Below are 21,123 nucleotides of genomic sequence, written 5' to 3'. Positions count from 1 at the left end.
CGTCACGGCAGGTCGGTCGGGGAGACGTCGAACCGCTTGAGAAACGTCTGTACTGCCTCGTCAGACCCGACGATAGTCATCCGTTCGTCACCGGTGAATTGCCACTGCGGGTCGAGTGTGATCGTTTGTCCGTCGTGGTCCTCGATGGCGATGACGCGACACCCGGTCTGTTCGTATATGTTCGAATCCGCGAGCGTCGACCCGGCGAACGGCGTGGCAGGCACTCGGACCAGGCGAATCTGAATCGCCGGCGCGAGCACGTCTTCGCCGCGAAGTTCCTTGGCGACCATCCTGGCACTTACTCGCGCAACCGACAGGACGTAGTCGGCTCCGGCGGTGAACGCCTTCGGGGTGGCATCCGCGTCACTGACGCGGACGAGAACCTCGATATCTGGATTCAAAGACTGTGCCAACACCGTCGTGAGGAGGGCTATCGAATCGTCGGGCACGCCGACGATGATGGCACCAGCGTTCTCGACACCTGCCTCTTTCAAGACATCTCGGGAGCCACCGTTACCGACGATGTCCACCCCTGCCTTGTCTGCGAGGTCGATCGTCACGGTTTCGCCGCCGGACTCCTCGATGACTGCCCTGGCGGCTTGACCGACCTCACCCAGACCGACGAGAACGAGACGTTCGTGTTCAGTGAACGGCCGAGGTGGTCGGGTGAACTCGCTCAGTTCCTTGAGCGCGCTCTCCTTACCCGACACCAAGAGGACCGTGTTCGGACGGACGATGGCGTCCGGACTGGGGGGCAACTGTAACTCGCCGTCTATCCAGGCACCGATGATATTCGCGCCCGTTCGCTCCCTGACTCTGGTATCTCGGACCCTTCGACCGACGAGTTCGCTCGACTCCGAGACCGGCAGTTCCATGAGCTTCGTGTCGCCGCCGATTTCGACCGTATCCCTGAGTTCAGAACTGAACGAGGCGACAGCCTTCTCGGCGAGGCGATAGCCCAGGACACCGTGGGGCGACAGCACGGTGTCCGCACCGATTTGGTGCAGTATCTCTTCCATTTCACTGTCGTCGGTCAGCGCGATGACGTCGACGTCAGGCTGCACCGACCGCACGGTGAGTATCGTGTCGACGTTCGCGTCACCTGCGTCGGTGATGACTGCCCGTGCGGTGTCGATACTCGCTCGCTCGAACGTCTCTGTCTCCTGTGGGGACCCGTGTATCGCGGCGTATCCACGGTTCGAGAGTGCCTCGGCGTCCTCACGCGAGGAAGAAATGAGTACGTAGTCGATATCGAATTCTCTGAGCTCGTCGAGGAGGACCGCAGAGTCACGGCGGTACTCACAGATGATGACGTGGTCGTTTTTCGGACTGAGTCGGTCGTCGAGATTGACCTCCGCACCGGTGAAGAGGGGGATGATGATGAGGCGGAGGGTGAAGAAGCCGATAGCGATGCCAGAGATCTGAACCGAGGCGACGAACAGGAACATCAACGGGTGACTCCAGATGCCCGAGTCCTGTCCGTACCCCGTAGTGGTCATCGTCTGGACGACGAACTCGAAGGACGCGAAGATCGACTGGTCGACGCCTTCCAGTCGCGCCATCGCGTAATTGTACGCGACCGTGTACAGGAGAACGAGTAGCACGAGTCCGGTGAGGTAGTAGATGACGTGTCGGACTCGACGGCTCGGTTCCAGTTTGCGAAGTGACCGAGGAAGCGATACCATCGTCGGATGATATCTAGTGGTACCGAATCCGGAAAAACGTGCGCGTACCACTGGGTATTCCACGGACTGGGCGCTGGTGAGTGCTCGATTGGGTTTGGTGACCCGTCGACAGACCCACGCAGCGCTCGTCTGTCGACAGGCCGAACTGCATCGCCCCGTCTGAACCGTGCGAATAGTCGAGGCCCGTCTCCGAGACGAGTAGAACGTCGCCCGGAACACGACCGACCGAGAATCTACTCGTAGTTCCCAGCATCGACGACTGGCGATGAGGGACTCGGGTCGACATACCGATCCGTCACCACGGACGTCGTCCCGAGAGTCAGGACAGTCCCAGTACCCGGGAAAATTCCGGGAAATAAGTACAAATTCCAGACTCGCGTACCACTATCTATGTCTCATCGAGGCAACGCGGTAGCCACATACAGCATCCGAAAAGCGGTTGCGAACCGAGGAGGGAATCCATGACTGAAGAAGCACTGGTGGATTTCCTCATCCTTCGCATACTGGATGAGCCGGTGACCCACGCTGAGCGAGAACGTGCGAGCGAACGGTCCATCGCGGCGGCCGAGACGGCGCGGGAGAGCGGCGTCGGCATCGACTGGGTTCGCTCCGAGATAATGACGAACGAAGACGACGAAGTGACCGGCACAGTGTGTCACTTCAAGGCCGAGAGCGAAGACGCGATTCGTGACCACGCAGACTGTGCCGGGATTCCCGTGACGCGTATCGAACGACGAAGCACCCCCGTCGACGGGCCGTACCGCTCGGCCAACTCGTAACCAGTCGCCCGATTTCTTTCACCACTGACGAAGCGCGGTCCGGGACGTGTGTCACTCGGCCTCGGATCCGATGGCTTCTTCGAGTCCTGTCGGGTTGAATCGATGTAATTGGGTCGCCTCGCTCCAGTAGGAGTCGAAAATCGACTCGGCCCATTCACGTGCTTTGTCAGCTTCAGAGTCGACAAACATCCGAGGCACACCAGTCTCTGCGTCCCGAACACCGATGCCGACTCGGTCATCGAGGATGACGAGCCCGAAGGGAAGGTCGTCGTGCAACTTCATCGTGAGAAAGTCGCTCGCGCAGAGTTGGACGCACTTTTTGGGGTAGTTCTCGATGACGTCCGCGGCAACGTCGGGACGCTCGATGACGTTCGTCTCCAATCCGTCGAGAACTCGTCCGTGGATCTCGTCGATGTAGGTCGGTGCGATGGCGTACGAGTCGACCATGCGGAGTGACGCTGTCTCGCGGACCAGGGAGATGAACCGAGCCAGCGGCCCGAAGGGGTCCCCACTCTCCGCAGTCGTGACCGTCGCATCGGCGAAGACGCCAGTTGGGCACGCCGGAACGGTGTCAGAAACGGCTTCGAGCAGTGGTGAGAGCCGGGCAGTTGCGTGCATGTCTGCTTCGAACGTCCGCACCACGTCCGAGACTGCCCGCCCGAACGCAGTGAGAGTGTGTTTCCCGTCGGATCTCTCGAGCATGTCTCGGTCAGCGAGCGACCTCGTGTTCCGATGAACCGTCGAGTTCGAGACGCCGAGTCGGTCTTCTAACTCCCGACGAGTCATCGGCCCTTCGCGGAGGGCCGCGAGCATCGGCGCTCGCCTGACTACTTCGAGAAGAAGTTCTCTATCGACCGTTTCGTCCCCTGTCATACTCTAGCATGACTCCCTCTGTCTACATTAATCTGTGACGATGTCGCGGGTCTTTCGAACGGAATCGTCTCCGAGTAGAATATCGCCCGGAACACTAACGACCGGTATCATCCCGTGGCGGCGTGCCGCGTCAACCGGGAAACCCTCGTGCCGGGCGGACGGTGCTGCCAGAGCCGTCGACGTTCCGAACCGACCGAAGCCTGTTCGGCAGGCCGCGGATGCGGCCAGCAGTAACGATATCGCGTACCTGGGTTCTCCGCTTCGTCATCGCTGCCGAAATGGGTCCGCTCGGAGCGGGGACTAATGGCACGCAGGAGACCGTAGCCGGTCGGTGGGGTAAGGTCTTGCGACTCGCCTTCCAGCCCCGACCGTGGCCTCGGACTCAGACCGTGTACTGGTCTTCGCGGAACTGCACGTAGCCCGATTTCTTGATGGACCGCTTCTCACGCTTGTACTTCGCGAGCAGTTTCATTCCGCTGAAGCCGCCGGAAAGCTTGCTCTTGACGAGCGAGCCGTCGCTCCCGTCGCTCATGAGTTTGCGCGCGGCACCGAACGTGCTGTCCCAGTCGTCGGGGTCGTAGTCGCCGACGATGTCCGCGAAGGTGATGTTGCGGAGGATTTCGTCGCCGATGGCGTCCTTCCACAGGTCGTTGTACCGGTGGAGCGAGTCGACGGCGGCGAGGCGGCCGGCGAGTTTTCCGGTTCGGCAGGCGACGTGGTAGCCGCCCTCGTGGAACGCCGAGGTGGTGCCCATCGCGCCGCCCGCGACGGCGATGCCCGCCTCGGTCGGCGAGTCGATGGGGCGGGTCGAGGAGATGGGGTACGTCTCGGTGCCGCCGGTTTTCCCGCGGTCTTCGACGAGCGGGAAGTCCTCGTCGATATCGTACTCGTCGCCGTACTCGATTTCGAGCAGGCGGCGGATGTACTCGCCAGCGCGCGGCAGGCGCTCGTCGGCGGATTCGAGCAGCCGGTACCCTTCGGGGTTCTCGACGTCGTCGAGGGTCATCCCGATGGGCATCGTCAGGCCGATACGGGCGACGTTACCGTCGTTCGGGAAGACCCACGGGTACGCGGTCTCGCCGGGCATCCAGCCCCACCAGAACTTGAGGTTGGTCTCCTCGAACACTTCTTCGGGTACCTCGCGGTGCTCCTGATAGGCGATGTGGTTCGCCGTCGGCGGCGACATCACGTCGGCGATGCTCTGGCCGTCCGGGACGAACTGGTCGAGCGTCGGGATGGTGATGGTCCGCTGCGGGCCGTCCGCGAGCACGAGGTACTTCGCTTCGACGTTCTCGCCGTCGGCCAGTTCGACCGTGTGGCGGTACTCCTCGTCGAGGTCAGTCTCGACGTTCTTGACCGAGACACCGACCTCGTAGCTCGCACCCTCTTCCTCGGCGAGGTCGCGGAGGTAGTCGTCCATCCGCGCCCGCTGGAAGGTGTAGCCCAGTCGGTCGTACGACGAGTCGATGCCGGTGCTTTCGAGGGTGCAGGTCTCGGTCGGGCCGACGAAGTCGACCGCGTCGAGTTCTTGCAGCTTCACACCCTCGGGGAAGTCGGCCGGGTCGAACTGCATGATGTCGACCCAGTAGTCGAGCATCCCGGCCGCGTCCGTCGAATCCGGGCCGAGTCCTTCGCGGTCGGCACGGGGGACGCCCTTCTCCAGCACGAGGGCGTCTACCCCGTGCTCGGCCGCCTCAATGGCGGCACAGGTTCCTGCCGGACCACCGCCCACGATGGCCACGTCTACGCGCTTCATATCCCGATTGCTCTCGGTAGGCCCTATTAAACCCCCTGAAGCGATGCGGACCAGTTTGCCCGCCGAGACACCCGCCGACACACGTGCCCGCCGAGACACCCGCCGTCTTTTTCTCGGCTCCGGTCGCAGCCTGCATCATGTCCGACTCTCAGCCCATCATAGTCGAGCGAACCGACGGCATCGGCCGCATCACCCTCGACCGCCCCGAATCCTACAACTCGCTGGACGTCGAGACGGCCGACGCGCTCCGCGATGCCGCCATCGACCTCGCAAACGACGACGCGATTCGGTGCATCCTCCTCGCCGCCAACGGGCCGGCGTTCTGTTCCGGCGCGGACCTCTCCGCGTTCGAGGGAGACGAGACCGACGCGCGTCGACTCGACCGCGTCGCCACGCGACTTCACCGAACCGTCGAGACGCTCGCAACCGCGCCGAAGCCGACCGTCGCAGCCGTCGACGGCGTCGCGGCAGGTGGCGGCCTCGGTCTCGCACTGGCGAGCGACGTGGTCCTCGCGCACGAAGACGCCCGCTTTGAGTTCACCTACCCACGAATCGGACTCTCTGCAGACGGTGGGTCGACGTGGTTCCTCCCGCGACTCGTCGGCTACCGCAAAGCCCGCGAAATCGTCCTGCTCGACGAACCGATCTCGGCACCAGAGAGCGTCGAGATGGGACTGACGACTGAACTCGTCGGCGACGACGACTGGGACGAACGCGTCGAGGCAGTCGTCGCGGACCTCGCGGCCGGCCCCACCAAAGCGTACGCCACGAGCAAGCGACTCCTGAACGAATCGGACGAGCAGTCGCTGTCGACACAACTCGCCGACGAGAAAGACGGCATCGCACGCCTCGCTCGAACCGGCGACTACGAGCGCGGTTACGCGGCGTTCTTCGGGAAAGAAGAACCAGCGTTCGAGGGCGAGTAGGCGGTCCCGCGACAGCTATCGCAATTCAGTAGAGTAACACGTCCCACAACCACTCTATCGCCCATTGGTCCGTGGCGGGAGTCGCCCGGTCGACGGTTGCCCGAGTGGGGTTCTCTCCCCGATTCGTGTCTGCCTCCGCAGTGACCACTGCGAGGTCTGCTGGAGGTGACCCCGACGCGGTGAGGGAATCTGGACTGGGCGCGTTCGCCCCGCCTACGTCCGCGACTCGGACCGCCGTCACGCCAGAGACGAGGACACAGAACACGAGACAGACCGCGATGTACCGTCGTTTCTGGGTGAGTAGCGGCAACTCCTCGCGCGTAGCGACCCGAACCGGCGTGTCGCTCGCGGGTGCCAGGCGACACACCGTCGGCGAGACGGTGTACTCGAAGAACGCGAGGTGATAGCTCCGCAGATACGCCGCGAGCAGACCGCCGAGGACGACGTAGACGAACAGGCCGAACGGGACCGTCGCTGGCGCAGGGAGTGCCATAACCGTCGCGAGAAACACGAGCGCGAACACGGCGACCGGGAGCCAGATGCCGACGGCGTACCGGACGAGTGCACCGGGGGACGCCAGTACGAATCGAATGCTCGCAGCCCACGCCGTCGCTGGCCGTGCGGTGGAGAACAGCGACACAGTGTCGTAGAAGCGGAACGGGAGCGACCCGAGCGGGCGGGCGATGGCGACGAGCAAGCCGAGACCGAGGAGATAGGCGCTCGGTGCGGTCTGTAGCGGTGTGAGTGGCGTGTGGTAGCCGAGGAACTGGACTGGTGTGAGGAAGACGAGTACGGAGCCGGCGAGGGCGACGACGGTGAGCAGACTGCCGAGTGACGAGAGGAGTGAGAACGAGACTGTGGCGACGAACAGTGGGCGATAGTGCTCACGAGCGACCGCGACCACCCGCACTGCCTCTTCACGCCAGTCCGTCTCCCGGCGACCGTAGACGACGGTCTCACGCCCGAGAACGTACAGTGCGGCGATCGGTGCCGGCGCGAGGAGCAACCAGACGAGGCTGGCTGCGAGGAACCCCGCGAGCTCACCGCCGCCTACCGGTAGGTCGACGCTCGTCGCTACTGCTGCACCGACGGCGATGGCGAGTCCGTCGACGACGGCCAGACCGAATCCGGCCATGAGGACGGCAGGACGGCGGTTTACGACCCGAACCGCACGAGTCGCCGTGCGAAACATAGGCTGTCCAATGTGTTACCCCGTGATAAGCGATATGGCGGATATGGGGGAGGGGTTGTCGAGCCTCTACCGCCGTGACGCAGCAGAGTACCGGCAAGAACCCGCACGTCTCGAAACCAGTTAGCCGGTCCCCGGTGATGATGAACTATGAGCGACACGGCCGACGTACTCGTCCTGCGAAAGGGCTGTCACGGGATTCCGGTCGAAGCGTACGCGAAGGCACTCCGAGCGCGGCTACCGGAGCACGAGGTAGTCCTCGCGCGGACACCAGAACAGGAGCGCGAGTACATCGAAGACGCCGAAATCGTGACCGGGCACCAACTGCACGAGGACCGACTCGACCGCGCCGAGAACCTGCGCTGGTTCGCCTGCGCCTACGCGGGGACTGGTCACCTCCCGCGCGACCGACTCACCGAGATGGGCGTGACGCTGACGAACGCCTCGGGCGTCCACGGCCCGAACATCGGTGAGCACGTCGTCGGAGCCATCCTCGCGTTCACCCGGCGGTTCCACCAGGGGTTCGCCCAGCAGCAACGCAACGAGTGGCGGTCGTTCGAGGCGTACGAACTGGAAGGGTCGACTGTCACCATCGTCGGCCTCGGCGCAATCGGCGAGGCGGTCACCGAGCGATTGCAGGGCTTCGGCGTCAAGACGATTGGCGTCCGATACTCCCCGGAGAAAGGCGGCCCGACGGACGAGGTCATCGGGTTCGACGGCGCGGCATTCCACGAGGCACTGGCCGAGAGTGAGTACGTCGTACTGGCGTGTCCCCTGACGGACCTGACCGAAGGATTGCTCGGTCGTGAGGAGTTCGTGACGATGCCGTCGTCGGCCGTCGTCGTAAACATCGCGCGTGGGCCGGTCGTCGACACCGATGCGCTGGTCAGCGCACTCCAGACGCGCGAGATTCGTGGGGCCTCGCTCGACGTGACCGACCCGGAACCGCTGCCGCCGGACCACACCCTGTGGACGCTCGGAAACGTTCAGATTACCCCACACAACGCGGGGCTGACGCCCGAGTACTACGAGCGACTGGCCGACATCGTCGCCGAGAACGTCCGGCGCGTGGACGAGACCGGCGAGTACGAGGGACTCCGGAACGAGGTTCACCTGTAACCGCCTGCCTGCGACGACGACCACGACCGTGCCGGCAGGATTTTTCTCACAGCGCACCTCTCTAGTGACATGTCTCAGCCGACGACGGACTGGCAGCCGCCCGGTCCCCGTGGTCTGCCAGTACTCGGCAGTACACTCGACTTCAGACGCGACCCGCTCTCCTTCCGGACGAAGGTGGCACGAACCTACGGCCCGGTCGCGAGTTTCGACGTACTGAACCAGACGTTCTACCTGTTGACCGCGCCCGAACACATCGAGCGCGTGCTCGTCCGGGAGAACGAGAAGTACGTCAAAGGCGAGGTCTTCCAGACGCTCCTGACGCCGCTCGTCGGCCACGGACTGCTCACCAGCGAAGGCGAGCAGTGGCGGCGACAGCGCCACCTCATCCAGCCGTCGTTCCGGCCCGACGCGCTCTCGCACTACGCCGACATCATGGTCGCAGAGACCGCGGACGAGCTGTCGACGTGGCGACCGGGACAGGTTCGAGATATCCACGAGGACATGCTCCGACTGACCGGCGAAATCGTCGCCCAGTCGCTGTTCGGCGTCGACGTGAGCGACCGAACCGAGGTCGTGGCCGACGCGTTGGAAACCGTGATGGGCCAAGCCGAGAACCTGCGGGCGTCGATGGTCCCGAACTGGGTGCCCCTCCCGAGCAAGCGTCGCGCGCAGGCGGCGAAGTCGGTCCTCGACACGGTCGTCTACGACATCATCGACGAACGTCGCGCGAACCCCGGCGACGACGTGGTGTCGGCCCTCCTCGCCGCCGAGGACGAGGACGGGAACACGATGAGTCGGGAACAGGTCCGCGACGAGGTGATGACGCTCTTCATCGCGGGCCACGAGACGACGGCACTCTCGCTCTCCTTCACGTTCTTCGTGCTGGCACAGCACCCCGACGTGGAGGAGAAACTCGTCGCAGAGATTCGTGAGACGCTCGGCGGCGACACCCCGACCGTGGCCGACCTCGCCGCGATGCCGTATCTCGAACGCGTCGTGAAAGAGTCGATGCGACTCTACCCGCCGGTCCACGCAATCGTTCGGGAACCGACCGAGGACGTGGAGTTCGACGGCTACCGCATCCCCGCTGGGTCGCCCATCTCGATGCCGCAGTGGACGGTCCACCGCGACCCCGAGTACTACGACGACCCGATGGCGTTCCGCCCGGACCGCTGGACCGACGCGTTCGAGAAGGCGTTGCCGCGGTACGCCTACTTCCCGTTCGGCGGCGGGCCGCGGCGCTGTATCGGCGACCGCTTCGCCATGATGGAGGCACGGCTACTACTCGCCCAGATTCTGCAGGAGTACCACCTCGAACTGGTCTCTGACCCGTCGCTCGACCTCGTGGCGAGCATCACGACGCGGCCGAGGTCACCTATCGAGATGCGGGTGCACGAGCGGGAGAAGTAGCCGCCGAGCCTGTGTTCAGAGGTAGCCTTCGCGCAGCAGCAACTCACCGTTCAGCACGCTCGCACACGAGATTGAAAATGTCAGTCCTGAAGTGAAATTCTGACCTCACACGCATCCCCAACGTTTGGCAGTTCCGCTCGGTCGAGACTATCTCTGAAGTTTTGGCCGTTGAGTGCTAACGTACCGACCTCAACCGTTGCGTCCTCAGAAGTTACTACGAACGTGTATTCCTCTCCATCTTCGGTATGGTCGTACGGTTTCCGACGGACATCGTAGAGGACACCGTTGAGCGAAGTTCCACCTTTCTCGGTAACGGTCGTGGCTTCAGAGGGCTCGTTTATGTCGATTTGCAATTCGTAAAAAGGACCCTCAGGGTGCATGAGAGTTTCAGCAATCGACTTTGCGAGGGTCAGCCGGCCGGCTTCTATTTCTCTTCCTTCTGAATCCGTTGTGTTCGAATACCAGAGGTAGAACCGCCTCCGTGGTTCGTTCATATCTGGCCCGTCCTCAAGTTCATCTCTTCCAGCGGTAACGTCGAGCTCGACCATCCAATTTCTTGGTGCTGGATAGCGTGTCCTATTCGTTTCAGTATTGTGGCGTCACCTCAGCCACCGTGGTTGACTGAGACTGTGGGCTTTGCTGGGGGGTGTAACAGGACAGGTCAGTACAGGAAAGGATTCTTAGAGGTAGCCTTCCGACAACAGCAACTCACCGTTCAGCACGCTCGCACCGGCCGCACCGCGAATCGTGTTGTGTGCGAGGCAGTTGTACTGGAGGCCGAACGTCGACTCGCGGAAGCCGCCAGCGGCGACGGCCATCCCGTCCCCGAGGTTCCGGTCGAGACGCGGCTGCGGTCGCTCCGGCTGGTCGAACACGTGGATGAGCGGGTCTGGCGAGGACGGCAGGTCGAGGCTCGGGTAGTCGCGCATCGCCTGCTTCGCGCCGGAGGGCGAGATATCGTCTGCGCCTTCGACGAACACGTTTTCGAGGTGGCCGTCGAGCGTCGGGATGCGGTTACACGACGCCGCGACTTCGAAGTCGTTGAGCGAGAGTTCCGCGCCGTCGAAGTCGCCGAGGAGCTTTCTGGACTCGGTCTCCAGTTTGTCCTCCTCGCCGCCGATGTACGGGACGGCGTTGTCGATGATCTCCATCGAGGTGACGCCGTCGTAGCCCGCGCCGGAGACGGCCTGCAGCGTGGCGACGTGGATTCGTCGGAGGTCGTAGCCCGCGGCTTCGAGGGCGGCGAGCGTCGGGACGAAAGTGATGGTCGAGCAATTGGGGTTCTTCACGAGCGCGCCGTTCCAGCCGCGCTCGTCGCGCTGGACGTCGAGCAGGTCGAGGTGGTCGGCGTTGACCTCGGGGATGACCAACGGCACGTCCTCGGCCATCCGGGCGTTCGAGGAGTTCGAGGAGACGACGTAGCCAGCCTCACAGAAGGCGGGTTCGACCGCCTCGCCGACCGAGGACGGGAGCGAAGAGAAGAGCAGGTCCACGTCGTCGGGGACTTCGTCGGGGTCGGTCGCGGTGACGGTCGTCTCGGCGACCGACTCGGGAATCGGCGAGTCGACGCGCCACTTCGCGGCCTCGCGGTAGGACTTGCCCGCGCTGTCGTCGCTGGCGGTCAGGGCCGCGATTTCGAAGTCGTCGTGTGGTTCGAGCAGTTGGATGAGGCGTTGGCCGACCGCACCGGTCGCGCCGAGGACACCTACGCGTACAGTCATCGTTGCTGGGAATCGGCCCCGCCCGGGCAAAATCCTTCGGGTGGGGTCAGACGTTGCAGGTGCCGCGGACGCACCGACTGCGGGCTGTTGGCTCCCTGAGCCGGAACTTGTTTATCGGCCCCAAGCGAATCCTCGGTAGCGAATTATAGTAGCGTTTGCAACTGTTTTCACGACCGACTGCACGCAGTCGTACGGTCGAGCGTGTCACGACCTGCAAACGCTGCTATCGCTCTCCCGGACGGCGCGGGCACGACGACCGAGATACCTCCCATGGACCATACACCACCGAACCCGAACGAGCGAGACGGACGGCTTCGCACAGACGGCGGCGAGGACGAGGAGTCGGGGTCGTTCCCGATGAACCGCCGAGAACTGCTCCTCTCCGGCGCGTCGTACGCGACGATCGGCATCGCTGGCTGTGACAGACACCTCGTCTCGCTCGCGCAGGTCCGGCGGGCGGCCGAGGCCAGTACCGAAGCCGGGACTGCAGCCGCGGTCGCGAGTAGACGAACCGGTAATTCGGTCGCGTCGACGGTCGCCGACGCCGCGACGACGGCGGCGACGTTACAGGACGAAGACGACGAGGAAGCGGAACTCGCTGGTGACGACGATGGCGAAGACGGCGACGTGGAAGGCGGAACCGACGCTATCGAGGCTGGAGAAGACGGAGCGACGACCGCCGACACGACCACGGACACGACCGCCGACGTGGATGCAGTTCCCGGAGAAGACGACGAACCAGCAGCGGGCACCGAATCGCGGTCGTCATCTGTCGGGGAGTAATACAGCAGTCTGGGACGACAGGTCGAACTGATTCTCGAAAAAGTAGCGACAGCCGAGTGCCGACAGCAACTACAGCCGAGTGCCGACTGCGGTCAGGGCTGCGTGCCGAGCGCGTTGCCACCGAAGTCGTTCGCGGTCTCGCTCAGTACCGAGCCGTCTTCGGCGATGACCGCGTACCCATTGCCGTTGCTGAGAGTGCAGTTCTCCATGGTGAGCGACGAGCCGCGAATCACCGAGACGTTCGCCGGGTCGTCTGCCCACGAGTACGCGTCGGCACCGCCGTATTCGACGGTGACGAATTCGAGTCCGTTCTCCGCACGTGCCGTCTCGTCGAAGGCGAGCCCGTACCAGTAGCCAGCCGTCTTCTGCTCGCCGGTGAACGTGATGGGCACGTCGGCGGAGCCCTTCGCGGTCAGTGCGCCGGGACCGTCGCCCTCGCCCACGGCTGCCATCTTCGCGTCCTGCCCGAACTCGACCGTCGTGCCGGGGTCGACGGTCAGGTGGCCCTGAATTTCGACGTGGGTGTTCGCCTTCACCATGTACGGCGAATCGAGTGCGTCCCACGTCACGTCGCGGGTGATGGTGTTCCCCTGCAGGACGACGCGGTCGTCGTCGTTGCCGGTGTACGTCCCCGTGTCGGAGAGTTCGTGTGCCCGGTTGCTGGCGAGGTGTGCTGGGCCGTCGGCGTTCCTCGTGACGGTGTTTCGCGTGAAACTGTCGAGTTGCGAGTTCGCGCTGACGACGACCCCGTACGAATCGCTCTCACGGATGGTCGAGCCGTCGATACGCACTCGCGAGCCACGGGTCGCGACGATGCTCCCACGCTCCGGTGCCCACGCGAACTCTTCGCCACCTGCGTACTCGACTACGACGTTATTCAGCTGGTTCTCGGTCCGGTTGCTCTCGTCGAACTTGATACCCCGCCAGTAGCCGCGGGTCTGCTGTTCGCCGGTGAACGTGATGGGCTTCGACTCCTCGGTTTCGGGGTCGATACCGACGGCGGTGATTCGACCCGGACCCGAACCGAGCGTCCGCAGGGCGGCATCTTGGCCGAACTCGACGGTCGACCCCGGATCGATGATCAGGTGCCCGTTGACTGCGACGTCCGTGGTCGTCTGGACGCGATACGGCACGTCGATGGCGTCCCACGTGATTTCGAGGTCTTCACCGATTTTCTTCCCGACGACGAAGACGTGGTCGTGGTCGTTGCCGGTGTACGTACTCGTGTCCGAGAGGAAGTGGGCGACGTTCGCCGTGACGTGTCCTGCGGCTTCCTCGTTGGCAGACACGGTGTTCGCCACGAAGGCGTCGACCGTCGAGGTCTCGTCGAACGTGAATCCGTAGGCACCACTCTCGCGAATCGTCGAGTTGCTGATAGCGACCCGCGACCCGCGGGCCGTGGCGACGTTCGCTGCGGCATTCGCCCAGCCGTACTGCTCGCCGCCGCCGTACTCGACGACGACGTTCTGGAGTTTACTGGGAACCCGGTCGCTCTCGTCGAACGAAATGCCCTTCCAGTAGCCGCGGGTCTGCTGTCCGCCAGTGAACGTGATAGGCTTCGACGCCTCGGTATCGGGGTCGATACCGACTGCGGTGAGTTCGCCGGGACCGGCCCCGGTCACCTGCATCCCGGCCCGCTGGCCGAATTCGAGGGTCGCACCCGGGTCGATGGTGAGGTGCCCACCGATTTCCACCGTCGACCCGGACTGGACGGTGTACGGCACGTCGATAGCGTCCCACGTCTCTTCGTACTTGGTGCCGAGCGTGTTCCCGACGAGCCGGACCTCGTCCACGTCGTTCCCGGTGTACGTCGACGTGTCCGAGAGGAACTGCGCGCTGGTCGCGGCGACGTGCCCCGCGCCGTCGGCGTTCGCCGTCACGACGTTCTGCTCGAAGCTGTCGACCGTCGAATTTCCACCGAACGCGACCCCGTACGCCGCGCTCTCACGAATCGAGGAGTTGTCGATGCGGAGTCGTCCACCCCGACTCACGGCGACGTTGGCGGCGGCGCTCGCCCACCCGAAGTCGCTCCCACCTGCGTACTCGACGACGCTGTAGACGAGTTCGCTGCGAGTCTGGTCAGCCTCGTCGACGTGGATGCCTTTCCAGTAGCCTCGCGACTGCTGCTCGCCGGTGAAGACGATGGGTGCGCCACAGTTCCCGACCGCAGACAGTGCCGAGTCCTGCTGCACCGACAGCCCTGCGTCCTGTGCGAACCGGAGTCGCGTGCCCGGCTCGATGGTCAGCGTCGCGCCGTCCTGGACCGACAGCGAGTTCGTGACGGTGTACTCGCTCGTCTCGGCACCGAACGTGGTGTCGGACGTGATAGCCCCGCCGACTTCCATCGGTTCGTCGTCACTCGATTCCGAGCGCAGACACGGTTCGAGCCCGGCCGTGTCGCCGACTGTCCCACTCCCGGAGTCTCCGTCCGGGTCATCACCGTCGCCTCCCGTGGAGTCCGTCTCGCTCGCCGTCCCATCGTCAGTCGCTGTCTCGGTCGCCGACGGTGCTGCCGTCGAGTCGCCGTCGTCGATTATCGAACTACACCCCGCGATGGGGAGTGAGAGTGCCCCTGCGCCCATCGCCTTCAGCAACGCTCGCCGGGGAGTGTCCCCGACGGCCCGTTTGTCGCCTGGCATACCATGCAGAGTAACGTCCCTCGACAAAAGTCTTTCTGCGCTGAAAGTAACAAAATTTATATAACCTTAGGGTTGGCGGAAATTGGCGCTGAACAGGCTGTGAACGCGCCCCAAATACGATTTCACGATGTGAACATCGTTCGTGGAAGCGACACTTACCAGCGATGGTGAACGAATTCGCGTACCTGCTCGTCGTACACCGATTTGACGTGGTCGTAGTCCTCGAACGACGGCGCGGGCAGGTCGGCCGCGGCGACGTTTTCGGCGACGTGAGTCGGCGACGTGGTGCCCGGGATGATGGTCGAGACGGCCTCGAACGAGAGAATCCACCGAAGCACGAACTGGGCCATCGTCGCGTCGTCGGGGACCACCGGCCGGAGGTCTTCGGCCGCCTCCACTCCGACATCGAGCGGAATCCCGGCGAACGTCTCGCCCACGTCGAACGCCTCGCCCTCGCGGTTGAAGTTGCGGTGGTCGTCTTCGGGGAACTCGGCGTCGGCCTCCATGTTTCCGGAGAGCAGCCCCGATGCGAGCGGAATGCGGACGATGACGCCTACGTCTTCGGTCAACGCGGCGTCGAAGAACCGCTCGGTCGGTCGCTGTCGGAACGGGTTGAAGATTATCTGGACCGTCTCGACGCCCGGATACTCGATGGCCTTCATCGCCTCTTCGACGCGTTCGACCGAGACGCCGTAGTGGTCGATTTTCCCCTCGTCGCGCAGGTCGGCAAGTGCCTCGAACGTACTGGGCTGGTAGTACACGTCGGTCGGCGGGCAGTGTAACTGGACGAGGTCGAGCGTCTCCACGCCGAGGTTCTCACGGCTCCGGTCGACGAACTCTGAGAGGTGTTCGTAGTCGTACCCGCCAGCCTCGTGCGGGTCGAGTCGGCGGCCGGCCTTCGTCGCCACGACCGGCGATTCGTCGCGGTCGGCGAGGACCGACTGGATGCGCTGTTCGCTTCGGCCGTCGCCGTAAACGTCCGCCGTGTCGAGGAACCTGATGCCCTCGTCGAGTGCCGTCTCCAGTACTTCCTGTGCTGTTTCGTCGGAGACGTCACCCCAACCGCCGCCGAGTTGCCACGTCCCGAGTCCGATTTCCGAGACCTCGAATCCTGTCGACCCCAGCGTTCTCGTGTTCATGGTCGGACCCTCGTCGGTCGCGCAAAAAACCGTTCGCACGGCGGCAGCCCGTGGGCCAGAGTTTTGTCAACTGAAGCGTAAGGTTCGCTATATCGATGCCCTCCAGGCAGACGACGAAGACGCACCCCGACGACGAGCAGGAGGCAGCAATCGGTGTCAACACGAGCGACGACGACGGCTGGATCCGCAGAGAAGTCCTCGGCACGGCCGTGCTCGGTGGTGGCCTGCTCGCGGGCGGGGCCGCGACGATTCCGGGGCTGGAACTCTCTCTCCCGTTTCAGGGACCGAACAGTGGGTTCGAGGCGGTCACGAAGGCTGGTGAAGACCTCGTCGTGGTCGGCGAAGACAACGGCAAGCGAATCCTACTCGGACTACACGAAGACGGGAGCGTCCGCTGGCACCAGCGCACTGCACGACGGCAACCCGAGTCTTCGCAGTTGATTCAAACACTCACCGGCACCGGCTATGGCCGTGTCGTCGCCGTCGACCGAGAGACGGAACCCGAAACCGACCGGGCCTTCACCGCGCGCTATTACGACCACGGCGAACGGCGTTGGTCCCTGCAGGTCGGGCCGTCACGGACGACTGCCATCACCGACCTCGCCACACAGGACGATTCGGTGTTCGCCGTCGGCACCGTCGCCACCGCGAGCGCGGCCGGTCGGCTGTGGCATTTACCCCGTCTGCGAGCGGACGACTGGGAGACCCCGACAACTCTCGACGCGGACTCTGTCTCGGGCGTGGCGATGACCAGCATGGGCGGACTGGTCGTCGGCGCGCGGGAGGACCCGGTCCAGCAGAAGTGGGTCGGTGTCCTCGACGCCGACGGCGAACTCGACTCACAGCGGACACTCGACCCCGGAACGTTCGGACCGGTCGCCGCGACGACGGACGGCTTCGTCGCGGCTGCCGGTGGGTCGACCATCTCGTCGGGTGTCCGCGGGCTCACGCGCGACGGCGACACCCGCTGGGAGGCGTCGCCCAACTTCGTCGATGTCCACGACGTGCTCGGCTTCGGCAACGGCGGCTGGGCCGTGCTGGCCGAGGAAGGCAACGACCGGACGGTCGTCATCGCTGGCGACGAAGACGGAAACCTCTCGTGGCGACACCAACTCGACGACGCCATCGTCGCCGAGTCGTTCGCCGAAGGCCACCCACGGACGATAGTCGTGGTCGGGACCGAGCACTACGAAAACGGCTATTCCGGTGTCGCTGTCGCTGTCCGCGGTGGGAACGACACGTGGAAGACACGCTACTCGGACGTGTAGCGGTCAGCGGAGAATTCGAGTGGAGAGAGAACTACTCGCTGCGTACTTACTGCGCGCCGTTCGCGCCCTTCTTTCGCGTGACGTAGCCCGCGATGCGGTTGCGGACGGACTTGGATTCGATGTTCGTGAGCTTCTGGACGCTCTGTTTGTTGGTGTCGAAGTCCTCTGTGAACGCCTTCGGGTACCGCTCCAGCAGGATGGTCCCCGTCTTCTTGACGTAGTCGGGCTTGATTGCCATACCCGGATGTTTCCTAGTCGTCCCCTAAAACCATTCGTTCTCCGTCTTCCAGTCGGTGAGGCTCCCGATGCGGGCCATGGCCTCGCGCTCGCGCGGGCCGCCACACCGGTCGACGACCGCCTCGAAGTACGAGAGCCGCTGTCGGAGCGTCGTCGTGTCGTAGTTTGGCACGTCGAGTCGAGACGCCGCGACGGTCGCCTCGACGACTGCACCAGTCGCGCGGTTCATCGGTGTCACCGACTCGCGGACGACCTGTGACTCCTCGGGGAAGAGGTTCCACGCCGCCCAGTCCGTCGTCCCGTCGTCACCGGTCGTCACGTGTTCGACCGAACAGCGCGCCCACGCATCGGCGCTGTCGAGCACTGGGTCGTCACGCTCGAACACGGCCAGTGCGGCCTCGGTGAAGTGCAGTGGGTCACGAGTGAACTGGACGACGCACTCGCCGCGCCGGTCGAAGTTGATTCGGGTTCTGGTTCGGCCCCACGTCCGGGCGGTGACGGGGTCGCCGTCTTCGCCCGCGTGCAGGCCGAGTGCGGCGAGGTTCCACTTCCCGTTCGGTCCCTCGGTGGCGACGACTGACTCGGTGACGCCCGTGAGGTCGACGGGCCAGTCGTCGGTTTCTGCCACATCGTCGCCCGCATCCTGGGCCATCAGACGACCACCTCGTCACGTTCGAGTGCGACGAACGTCCCGGCGGCGACGATGTCCGCCGTCGTCCCGGGATTCACGCCACGCGAGACGAGGTCGTCGCCGAAGGCGTCGAGTTCTTCGCACGAGGCCGAGGCGTCGCGCAGTTCGGCGGCGCGCGCGGCCACCTCCTCCGCTGTGGCCAGTCCGTGCTGTTTCGCCACGAGCGAGTCCGGATACTCGGCGAGTTGGTCGAGGAAGGCGGCGGCGATGCGGTCGGGAATCGGTCCGTCGTCGGCCGCAATACGGTCCGCGACCGCGAAGCTTCTAGGGAATCCTTCGGCCCACTCGACCGCGTTTCCGTCCTCGGGCGCGCTCATCGTCATGAGGTCGTACAGCGTGAGGTTTCGAGATTCGACTGCCGGAATCGCGTCGCTCCCGCGTCGCGCGTCGAGGTCGTCGGCGTCCTCGGGTGGGTCGTCGACGAACACGTCGACGTGGTCGAACGCGCGGTAGAACCCGGCCGCATCGTCGACTGTCGTCTCCTCGGCCACGGCTGCGGCGTCATCGCGGGTCAGTTTTCGAGTGCTCGCGGCGCGTACCAGCGGGACGAGCAAGAGGAGAGCGCCGAACTGGGTGTTGCCGCCGCGCTGGTCGGCCATCCCGGCGACCGATTGCTCGAACGCCTCGCCGACCGGGTCGCCGCGCTCGGCGGCTCGCAGCCCCTCGCTCGACCCCACGGCTCCCGCGAGGAAGTGTTCGAATCGGAGGTCGTCGAAGTCGCGGTGCCGGTCGACGTTCCCCGGTTTGGGCGTCCCCGCGACCTCCAGCAGGAGCGCCAGTTCCGCGTTCTGGGCGGCGGTTCGCATGGCTGCGCGTTCGCGGCGAACCGTGAAGAATGACGCGCCACCGGAGAGGACCGCCGGCCGCAGTGAAAAACGAGCCTCGCTCAGACTTCGGCCGCGAACCACTCGTCGACTGCTCGCCGCACCCGCTTCATGACTCGCGGGTCGTCGCTCGGCCGGCCGACGCTGACCGCGTCCGCGCCGTAGTCGAGGTACTCGTGGACCGACTCGCGCCCGCGGACGCCGTTGTTCGCGACGACGAAGCAGTCGGTCGCGTCGACGAGGTCACCAACGACGAACTCGGAGTCCATCGCGTCGACGTGGAGGACGGTCGCACCGGCGGCTTCGACTCTCGCGGCGGTGTCGACGAGGTCGACGCCCGGCACCTCAGCTCGGAGTTTCACGCTCACAGTCGCCCCAGCGTCGGCTGCAACGGCGACGTACTCACAGAGTCGGTCGGTGTCGCGCAGCAAGGTTTCGCCACAGCCTGCCGCACAGAGTTCGTCCTGTCGGCAGTGTGCGTTCACTTCGAGAATCGCGTCGTGGTCGGCACAGATGGCCGCCGCTTCGCCGACGGGTTCGGCCGTCGCACTCCGGACGTTGAACCCGGCGCGAATCGGTGCGTCGGCGAGGCTGGCGAGTTGGTCGTCGACGAACGCGAGTGGGTCGTCGGGCAAGAACTCGTTCCGGTCTCGCGCGACCAGTTTCCGTGCGGCGTCTCTGGAGCCGTCGTCGAGTGCGATGCCACCCAAAAACGCCAGTCCGGCGTACTCGCTGCCCTGTCGTGCCCAGTCGGCGTCGGCTTCGCCACTCAGACTGGCGAGTGCGATGCGTGGTTCGAAGGGCTCGAATGTGTCAGTCACGACTGCTCACTCCACGACCTCATTCGGCCGCGTCGATGGCGCGAGCGACAGACTCGCAAACGCGCGCCGCGTCGCTCCTGTCGTCGATACGGATGTCTGTTCGCTCGGTCGGCACGTCGAAGTCGACTTCGTCGTCCTCGTCGACGACGAATGCGTCGGCGAAGGGATACGCCGCCGAGAGTCCCTTCGTACTCGGTTCGCCACCGACAGCCGACATGAGTTTGGAGGCTGGGCCGGAGAACGCCTCGTCGCCGAGGAACGGCGAGACGGCGACGACGGTGGTGTCGCGCAACGCGGCCCCGAACTCGGGAATCGACAACATGGGCCCGATGCTCGTCACCGGATTCGACGGCCCGATGACCACCGTGTCCGAGAGCGCGTCGAGCACACCCGGCGCGGGTTCGGCCTTCGACGAGCCGCGGAACTCCACGTTGGTCACGTCGGGTTCGCCGCCGTGGCCCACCCAGAACTCCTGAAAGTGCATCATCCCGTCGGGCGTGTGGATGAGGCTCGACACTGGGTCGTCGGTCATCGGGAGGAGGTCGAGTTGCAGGCCGAAGCCCTCCGCAAGCTTGCGTGTCACCTCGGAGAGCGAGTGGCCCGAATCGAGCAGACTCGTCCGCGTCAGGTGGACCGCCCGGTCACGGTCGCCGATCTCCATGAACTCCGCGACGCCGGAGAATCGCCGCCACTGCGCGAGGTCGCGGCCCGCGGTCTGGTACTCGTCGTCGAGATACTGTGGCCCTGTTTCGAGGCCCACTGCGTCCGCGATGTCGTGGAGCGCGTCGTGCGTGCGGGTCGTGTCACCGCGGATTCCCCACCACTTCTCGCGGTCGAGCAGGCCACCACCCTGGAAGAGGAGCGTGTCGATGTCGGGGCAGACGAACAGCCCCCCGAGTTCGATGTCGTCTCCGGTGTTGGCGATAACTGTCGTCTCGGCTGGCGAGAACGCGGCAGCGGCACCGTCCAGTAATTTGGGCGTGCCGGTGCCACCGGAGAGGAACGTCACCATACGGGGACCGTTCTGCGTGGGGCATATAATCAGTTCCGGCCCTCGGTTCGTTGAGGTGTTCTGTGTTCGTCGTCGATACCGAGGGAGAAATTTGCCAGTGTGGTTTCCTGGTGACGCTCGGCAGTAGACGTGGAGGAGCCAGGTTCGACAGGCAACTCTCGAATGCTGGTGCACGTGACCGCAGCCACAACCTCCCCATCCGATTCGCCGCTCGCCTCTGGCGAGACGGCTCATCCCTCGCGCGACTACGA

Annotated in this window: 19 protein-coding genes; 6 read left to right on the top strand and 13 right to left on the bottom strand. The window is 64.6% G+C overall.

Annotated elements, in window-relative coordinates:
• Positions 1–2 precede the first annotated feature (2 nt).
• Positions 3–1,685, bottom strand: a complete 1,683-nt coding sequence (locus tag ACSC1P_RS04890; protein ID WP_435359012.1) for a potassium channel family protein — start codon at positions 1,683–1,685, stop codon at positions 3–5.
• Positions 1,686–2,146: 461 nt separating this feature from the next.
• Here ACSC1P_RS04890 and ACSC1P_RS04885 point away from each other — a divergent pair, with 461 nt between their 5' ends.
• Complete coding sequence (locus ACSC1P_RS04885; protein ID WP_435359011.1) at positions 2,147–2,464, top strand: nickel-binding protein; 318 nt, start codon at positions 2,147–2,149, stop codon at positions 2,462–2,464.
• Between the two features lie 51 nt (positions 2,465–2,515).
• On the opposite strand, the gene ACSC1P_RS04880 is transcribed toward ACSC1P_RS04885, so the two are convergent.
• Positions 2,516–3,337: a helix-turn-helix transcriptional regulator gene (locus ACSC1P_RS04880; protein WP_435359010.1), complete on the bottom strand. Its 822-nt coding sequence runs from the start codon at positions 3,335–3,337 to the stop codon at positions 2,516–2,518.
• 382 nt (positions 3,338–3,719) lie between these two features.
• Positions 3,720–5,093, bottom strand: coding sequence for an NAD(P)/FAD-dependent oxidoreductase (locus tag ACSC1P_RS04875; RefSeq protein ID WP_435359009.1), 1,374 nt, complete (start codon positions 5,091–5,093; stop codon positions 3,720–3,722).
• 137 nt (positions 5,094–5,230) lie between these two features.
• On the opposite strand from ACSC1P_RS04875, the gene ACSC1P_RS04870 reads away from it, so the two are divergent.
• Positions 5,231–6,019: an enoyl-CoA hydratase/isomerase family protein gene (locus ACSC1P_RS04870; protein WP_435359008.1), complete on the top strand. Its 789-nt coding sequence runs from the start codon at positions 5,231–5,233 to the stop codon at positions 6,017–6,019.
• Positions 6,020–6,044: 25 nt separating this feature from the next.
• Here ACSC1P_RS04870 and ACSC1P_RS04865 read toward each other — a convergent pair whose 3' ends face one another.
• Positions 6,045–7,211, bottom strand: a complete 1,167-nt coding sequence (locus ACSC1P_RS04865; protein WP_435359007.1) for a hypothetical protein — start codon at positions 7,209–7,211, stop codon at positions 6,045–6,047.
• Between the two features lie 147 nt (positions 7,212–7,358).
• On the opposite strand from ACSC1P_RS04865, the gene ACSC1P_RS04860 reads away from it, so the two are divergent.
• Both ACSC1P_RS04860 and ACSC1P_RS04855 read left to right on the top strand, forming a co-directional pair.
• Positions 7,359–8,327: a D-2-hydroxyacid dehydrogenase gene (locus tag ACSC1P_RS04860; RefSeq protein WP_435359006.1), complete on the top strand. Its 969-nt coding sequence runs from the start codon at positions 7,359–7,361 to the stop codon at positions 8,325–8,327.
• 69 nt (positions 8,328–8,396) lie between these two features.
• Positions 8,397–9,737 carry a cytochrome P450 gene (locus tag ACSC1P_RS04855; protein ID WP_435359005.1) on the top strand — a complete coding sequence of 447 codons (1,341 nt, stop codon included), beginning with the start codon at positions 8,397–8,399 and terminating at the stop codon, positions 9,735–9,737.
• A gap of 80 nt (positions 9,738–9,817) precedes the next feature.
• Here the strand turns inward: ACSC1P_RS04855 and ACSC1P_RS04850 are convergent, their stop codons facing one another.
• Positions 9,818–10,285 carry a hypothetical protein gene (locus ACSC1P_RS04850; protein WP_435359004.1) on the bottom strand — a complete coding sequence of 156 codons (468 nt, stop codon included), beginning with the start codon at positions 10,283–10,285 and terminating at the stop codon, positions 9,818–9,820.
• A gap of 132 nt (positions 10,286–10,417) precedes the next feature.
• Positions 10,418–11,458, bottom strand: coding sequence for an aspartate-semialdehyde dehydrogenase (gene asd / locus ACSC1P_RS04845; RefSeq protein ID WP_435359003.1), 1,041 nt, complete (start codon positions 11,456–11,458; stop codon positions 10,418–10,420).
• A 270-nt stretch (positions 11,459–11,728) separates the two neighbouring features.
• On the opposite strand from asd, the gene ACSC1P_RS04840 reads away from it, so the two are divergent.
• Positions 11,729–12,241: a hypothetical protein gene (locus ACSC1P_RS04840; RefSeq protein WP_435359002.1), complete on the top strand. Its 513-nt coding sequence runs from the start codon at positions 11,729–11,731 to the stop codon at positions 12,239–12,241.
• Positions 12,242–12,333: 92 nt separating this feature from the next.
• Here ACSC1P_RS04840 and ACSC1P_RS04835 read toward each other — a convergent pair whose 3' ends face one another.
• Both ACSC1P_RS04835 and ACSC1P_RS04830 read right to left on the bottom strand, forming a co-directional pair.
• Positions 12,334–14,880 carry a right-handed parallel beta-helix repeat-containing protein gene (locus ACSC1P_RS04835; RefSeq protein WP_435359001.1) on the bottom strand — a complete coding sequence of 849 codons (2,547 nt, stop codon included), beginning with the start codon at positions 14,878–14,880 and terminating at the stop codon, positions 12,334–12,336.
• 155 nt (positions 14,881–15,035) lie between these two features.
• Positions 15,036–16,019 (bottom strand): aldo/keto reductase, encoded by a 984-nt coding sequence (locus tag ACSC1P_RS04830; protein ID WP_435359000.1) that lies wholly within the window; start codon positions 16,017–16,019, stop codon positions 15,036–15,038.
• A 95-nt stretch (positions 16,020–16,114) separates the two neighbouring features.
• Here ACSC1P_RS04830 and ACSC1P_RS04825 point away from each other — a divergent pair, with 95 nt between their 5' ends.
• Complete coding sequence (locus ACSC1P_RS04825) at positions 16,115–17,287, top strand: hypothetical protein (protein ID WP_435358999.1); 1,173 nt, start codon at positions 16,115–16,117, stop codon at positions 17,285–17,287.
• A gap of 46 nt (positions 17,288–17,333) precedes the next feature.
• On the opposite strand, the gene ACSC1P_RS04820 is transcribed toward ACSC1P_RS04825, so the two are convergent.
• The 5 genes from ACSC1P_RS04820 to cofD all read right to left on the bottom strand — a co-directional run bounded on the left by ACSC1P_RS04820 (position 17,334) and on the right by cofD (position 20,872).
• Positions 17,334–17,525, bottom strand: a complete 192-nt coding sequence (locus ACSC1P_RS04820) for a 30S ribosomal protein S17e (RefSeq protein WP_435358998.1) — start codon at positions 17,523–17,525, stop codon at positions 17,334–17,336.
• A 24-nt stretch (positions 17,526–17,549) separates the two neighbouring features.
• Positions 17,550–18,176 carry a DUF447 domain-containing protein gene (locus ACSC1P_RS04815; RefSeq protein WP_435358997.1) on the bottom strand — a complete coding sequence of 209 codons (627 nt, stop codon included), beginning with the start codon at positions 18,174–18,176 and terminating at the stop codon, positions 17,550–17,552.
• On the bottom strand, positions 18,176–19,021 hold the full coding sequence (locus ACSC1P_RS04810; RefSeq protein ID WP_435358996.1) for a triphosphoribosyl-dephospho-CoA synthase: 846 nt from the start codon (positions 19,019–19,021) through the stop codon (positions 18,176–18,178). The genes ACSC1P_RS04815 and ACSC1P_RS04810 overlap by 1 nt, the downstream gene beginning before the upstream one ends.
• Positions 19,022–19,101: 80 nt before the next feature.
• Positions 19,102–19,860 (bottom strand): tRNA-dihydrouridine synthase, encoded by a 759-nt coding sequence (locus ACSC1P_RS04805; protein ID WP_435358995.1) that lies wholly within the window; start codon positions 19,858–19,860, stop codon positions 19,102–19,104.
• Positions 19,861–19,879: 19 nt separating this feature from the next.
• Positions 19,880–20,872, bottom strand: a complete 993-nt coding sequence (gene cofD, locus ACSC1P_RS04800; RefSeq protein ID WP_435358994.1) for a 2-phospho-L-lactate transferase — start codon at positions 20,870–20,872, stop codon at positions 19,880–19,882.
• Between the last annotated feature and the right edge of the window lie 251 nt (positions 20,873–21,123).

Source organism: Haloarchaeobius caseinilyticus (genome assembly GCF_051207395.1).
Classification (GTDB): Archaea; Halobacteriota; Halobacteria; order Halobacteriales; family Natrialbaceae; genus Haloarchaeobius.
Note: the sequence above shows the minus strand (reverse complement) of the source record. Positions and strands in the feature narration are given on the sequence as shown.

What these genes read in the sequence shown, in the direction of transcription:
- ACSC1P_RS04870 (WP_435359008.1), top strand. Translation starts at nt 5,231, where the DNA reads ATGTCCGACTCTCAGCCCATCATAGTCGAGCGAACCGACGGCATCGGC.
- ACSC1P_RS04840 (WP_435359002.1), top strand. Translation starts at nt 11,729, where the DNA reads ATGGACCATACACCACCGAACCCGAACGAGCGAGACGGACGGCTTCGC.
- ACSC1P_RS04810 (WP_435358996.1), bottom strand. Translation starts at nt 19,021, where the DNA reads ATGCGAACCGCCGCCCAGAACGCGGAACTGGCGCTCCTGCTGGAGGTC.
- ACSC1P_RS04875 (WP_435359009.1), bottom strand. Translation starts at nt 5,093, where the DNA reads ATGAAGCGCGTAGACGTGGCCATCGTGGGCGGTGGTCCGGCAGGAACC.
- ACSC1P_RS04885 (WP_435359011.1), top strand. Translation starts at nt 2,147, where the DNA reads ATGACTGAAGAAGCACTGGTGGATTTCCTCATCCTTCGCATACTGGAT.
- ACSC1P_RS04865 (WP_435359007.1), bottom strand. Translation starts at nt 7,211, where the DNA reads ATGTTTCGCACGGCGACTCGTGCGGTTCGGGTCGTAAACCGCCGTCCT.
- cofD (WP_435358994.1), bottom strand. Translation starts at nt 20,872, where the DNA reads ATGGTGACGTTCCTCTCCGGTGGCACCGGCACGCCCAAATTACTGGAC.
- ACSC1P_RS04830 (WP_435359000.1), bottom strand. Translation starts at nt 16,019, where the DNA reads ATGAACACGAGAACGCTGGGGTCGACAGGATTCGAGGTCTCGGAAATC.
- ACSC1P_RS04860 (WP_435359006.1), top strand. Translation starts at nt 7,359, where the DNA reads ATGAGCGACACGGCCGACGTACTCGTCCTGCGAAAGGGCTGTCACGGG.
- ACSC1P_RS04880 (WP_435359010.1), bottom strand. Translation starts at nt 3,337, where the DNA reads ATGACAGGGGACGAAACGGTCGATAGAGAACTTCTTCTCGAAGTAGTC.
- ACSC1P_RS04825 (WP_435358999.1), top strand. Translation starts at nt 16,115, where the DNA reads ATGCCCTCCAGGCAGACGACGAAGACGCACCCCGACGACGAGCAGGAG.
- asd (WP_435359003.1), bottom strand. Translation starts at nt 11,458, where the DNA reads ATGACTGTACGCGTAGGTGTCCTCGGCGCGACCGGTGCGGTCGGCCAA.
- ACSC1P_RS04855 (WP_435359005.1), top strand. Translation starts at nt 8,397, where the DNA reads ATGTCTCAGCCGACGACGGACTGGCAGCCGCCCGGTCCCCGTGGTCTG.
- ACSC1P_RS04850 (WP_435359004.1), bottom strand. Translation starts at nt 10,285, where the DNA reads ATGGTCGAGCTCGACGTTACCGCTGGAAGAGATGAACTTGAGGACGGG.
- ACSC1P_RS04890 (WP_435359012.1), bottom strand. Translation starts at nt 1,685, where the DNA reads ATGGTATCGCTTCCTCGGTCACTTCGCAAACTGGAACCGAGCCGTCGA.
- ACSC1P_RS04835 (WP_435359001.1), bottom strand. Translation starts at nt 14,880, where the DNA reads ATGCCAGGCGACAAACGGGCCGTCGGGGACACTCCCCGGCGAGCGTTG.
- ACSC1P_RS04815 (WP_435358997.1), bottom strand. Translation starts at nt 18,176, where the DNA reads ATGGCCCAGGATGCGGGCGACGATGTGGCAGAAACCGACGACTGGCCC.
- ACSC1P_RS04820 (WP_435358998.1), bottom strand. Translation starts at nt 17,525, where the DNA reads ATGGCAATCAAGCCCGACTACGTCAAGAAGACGGGGACCATCCTGCTG.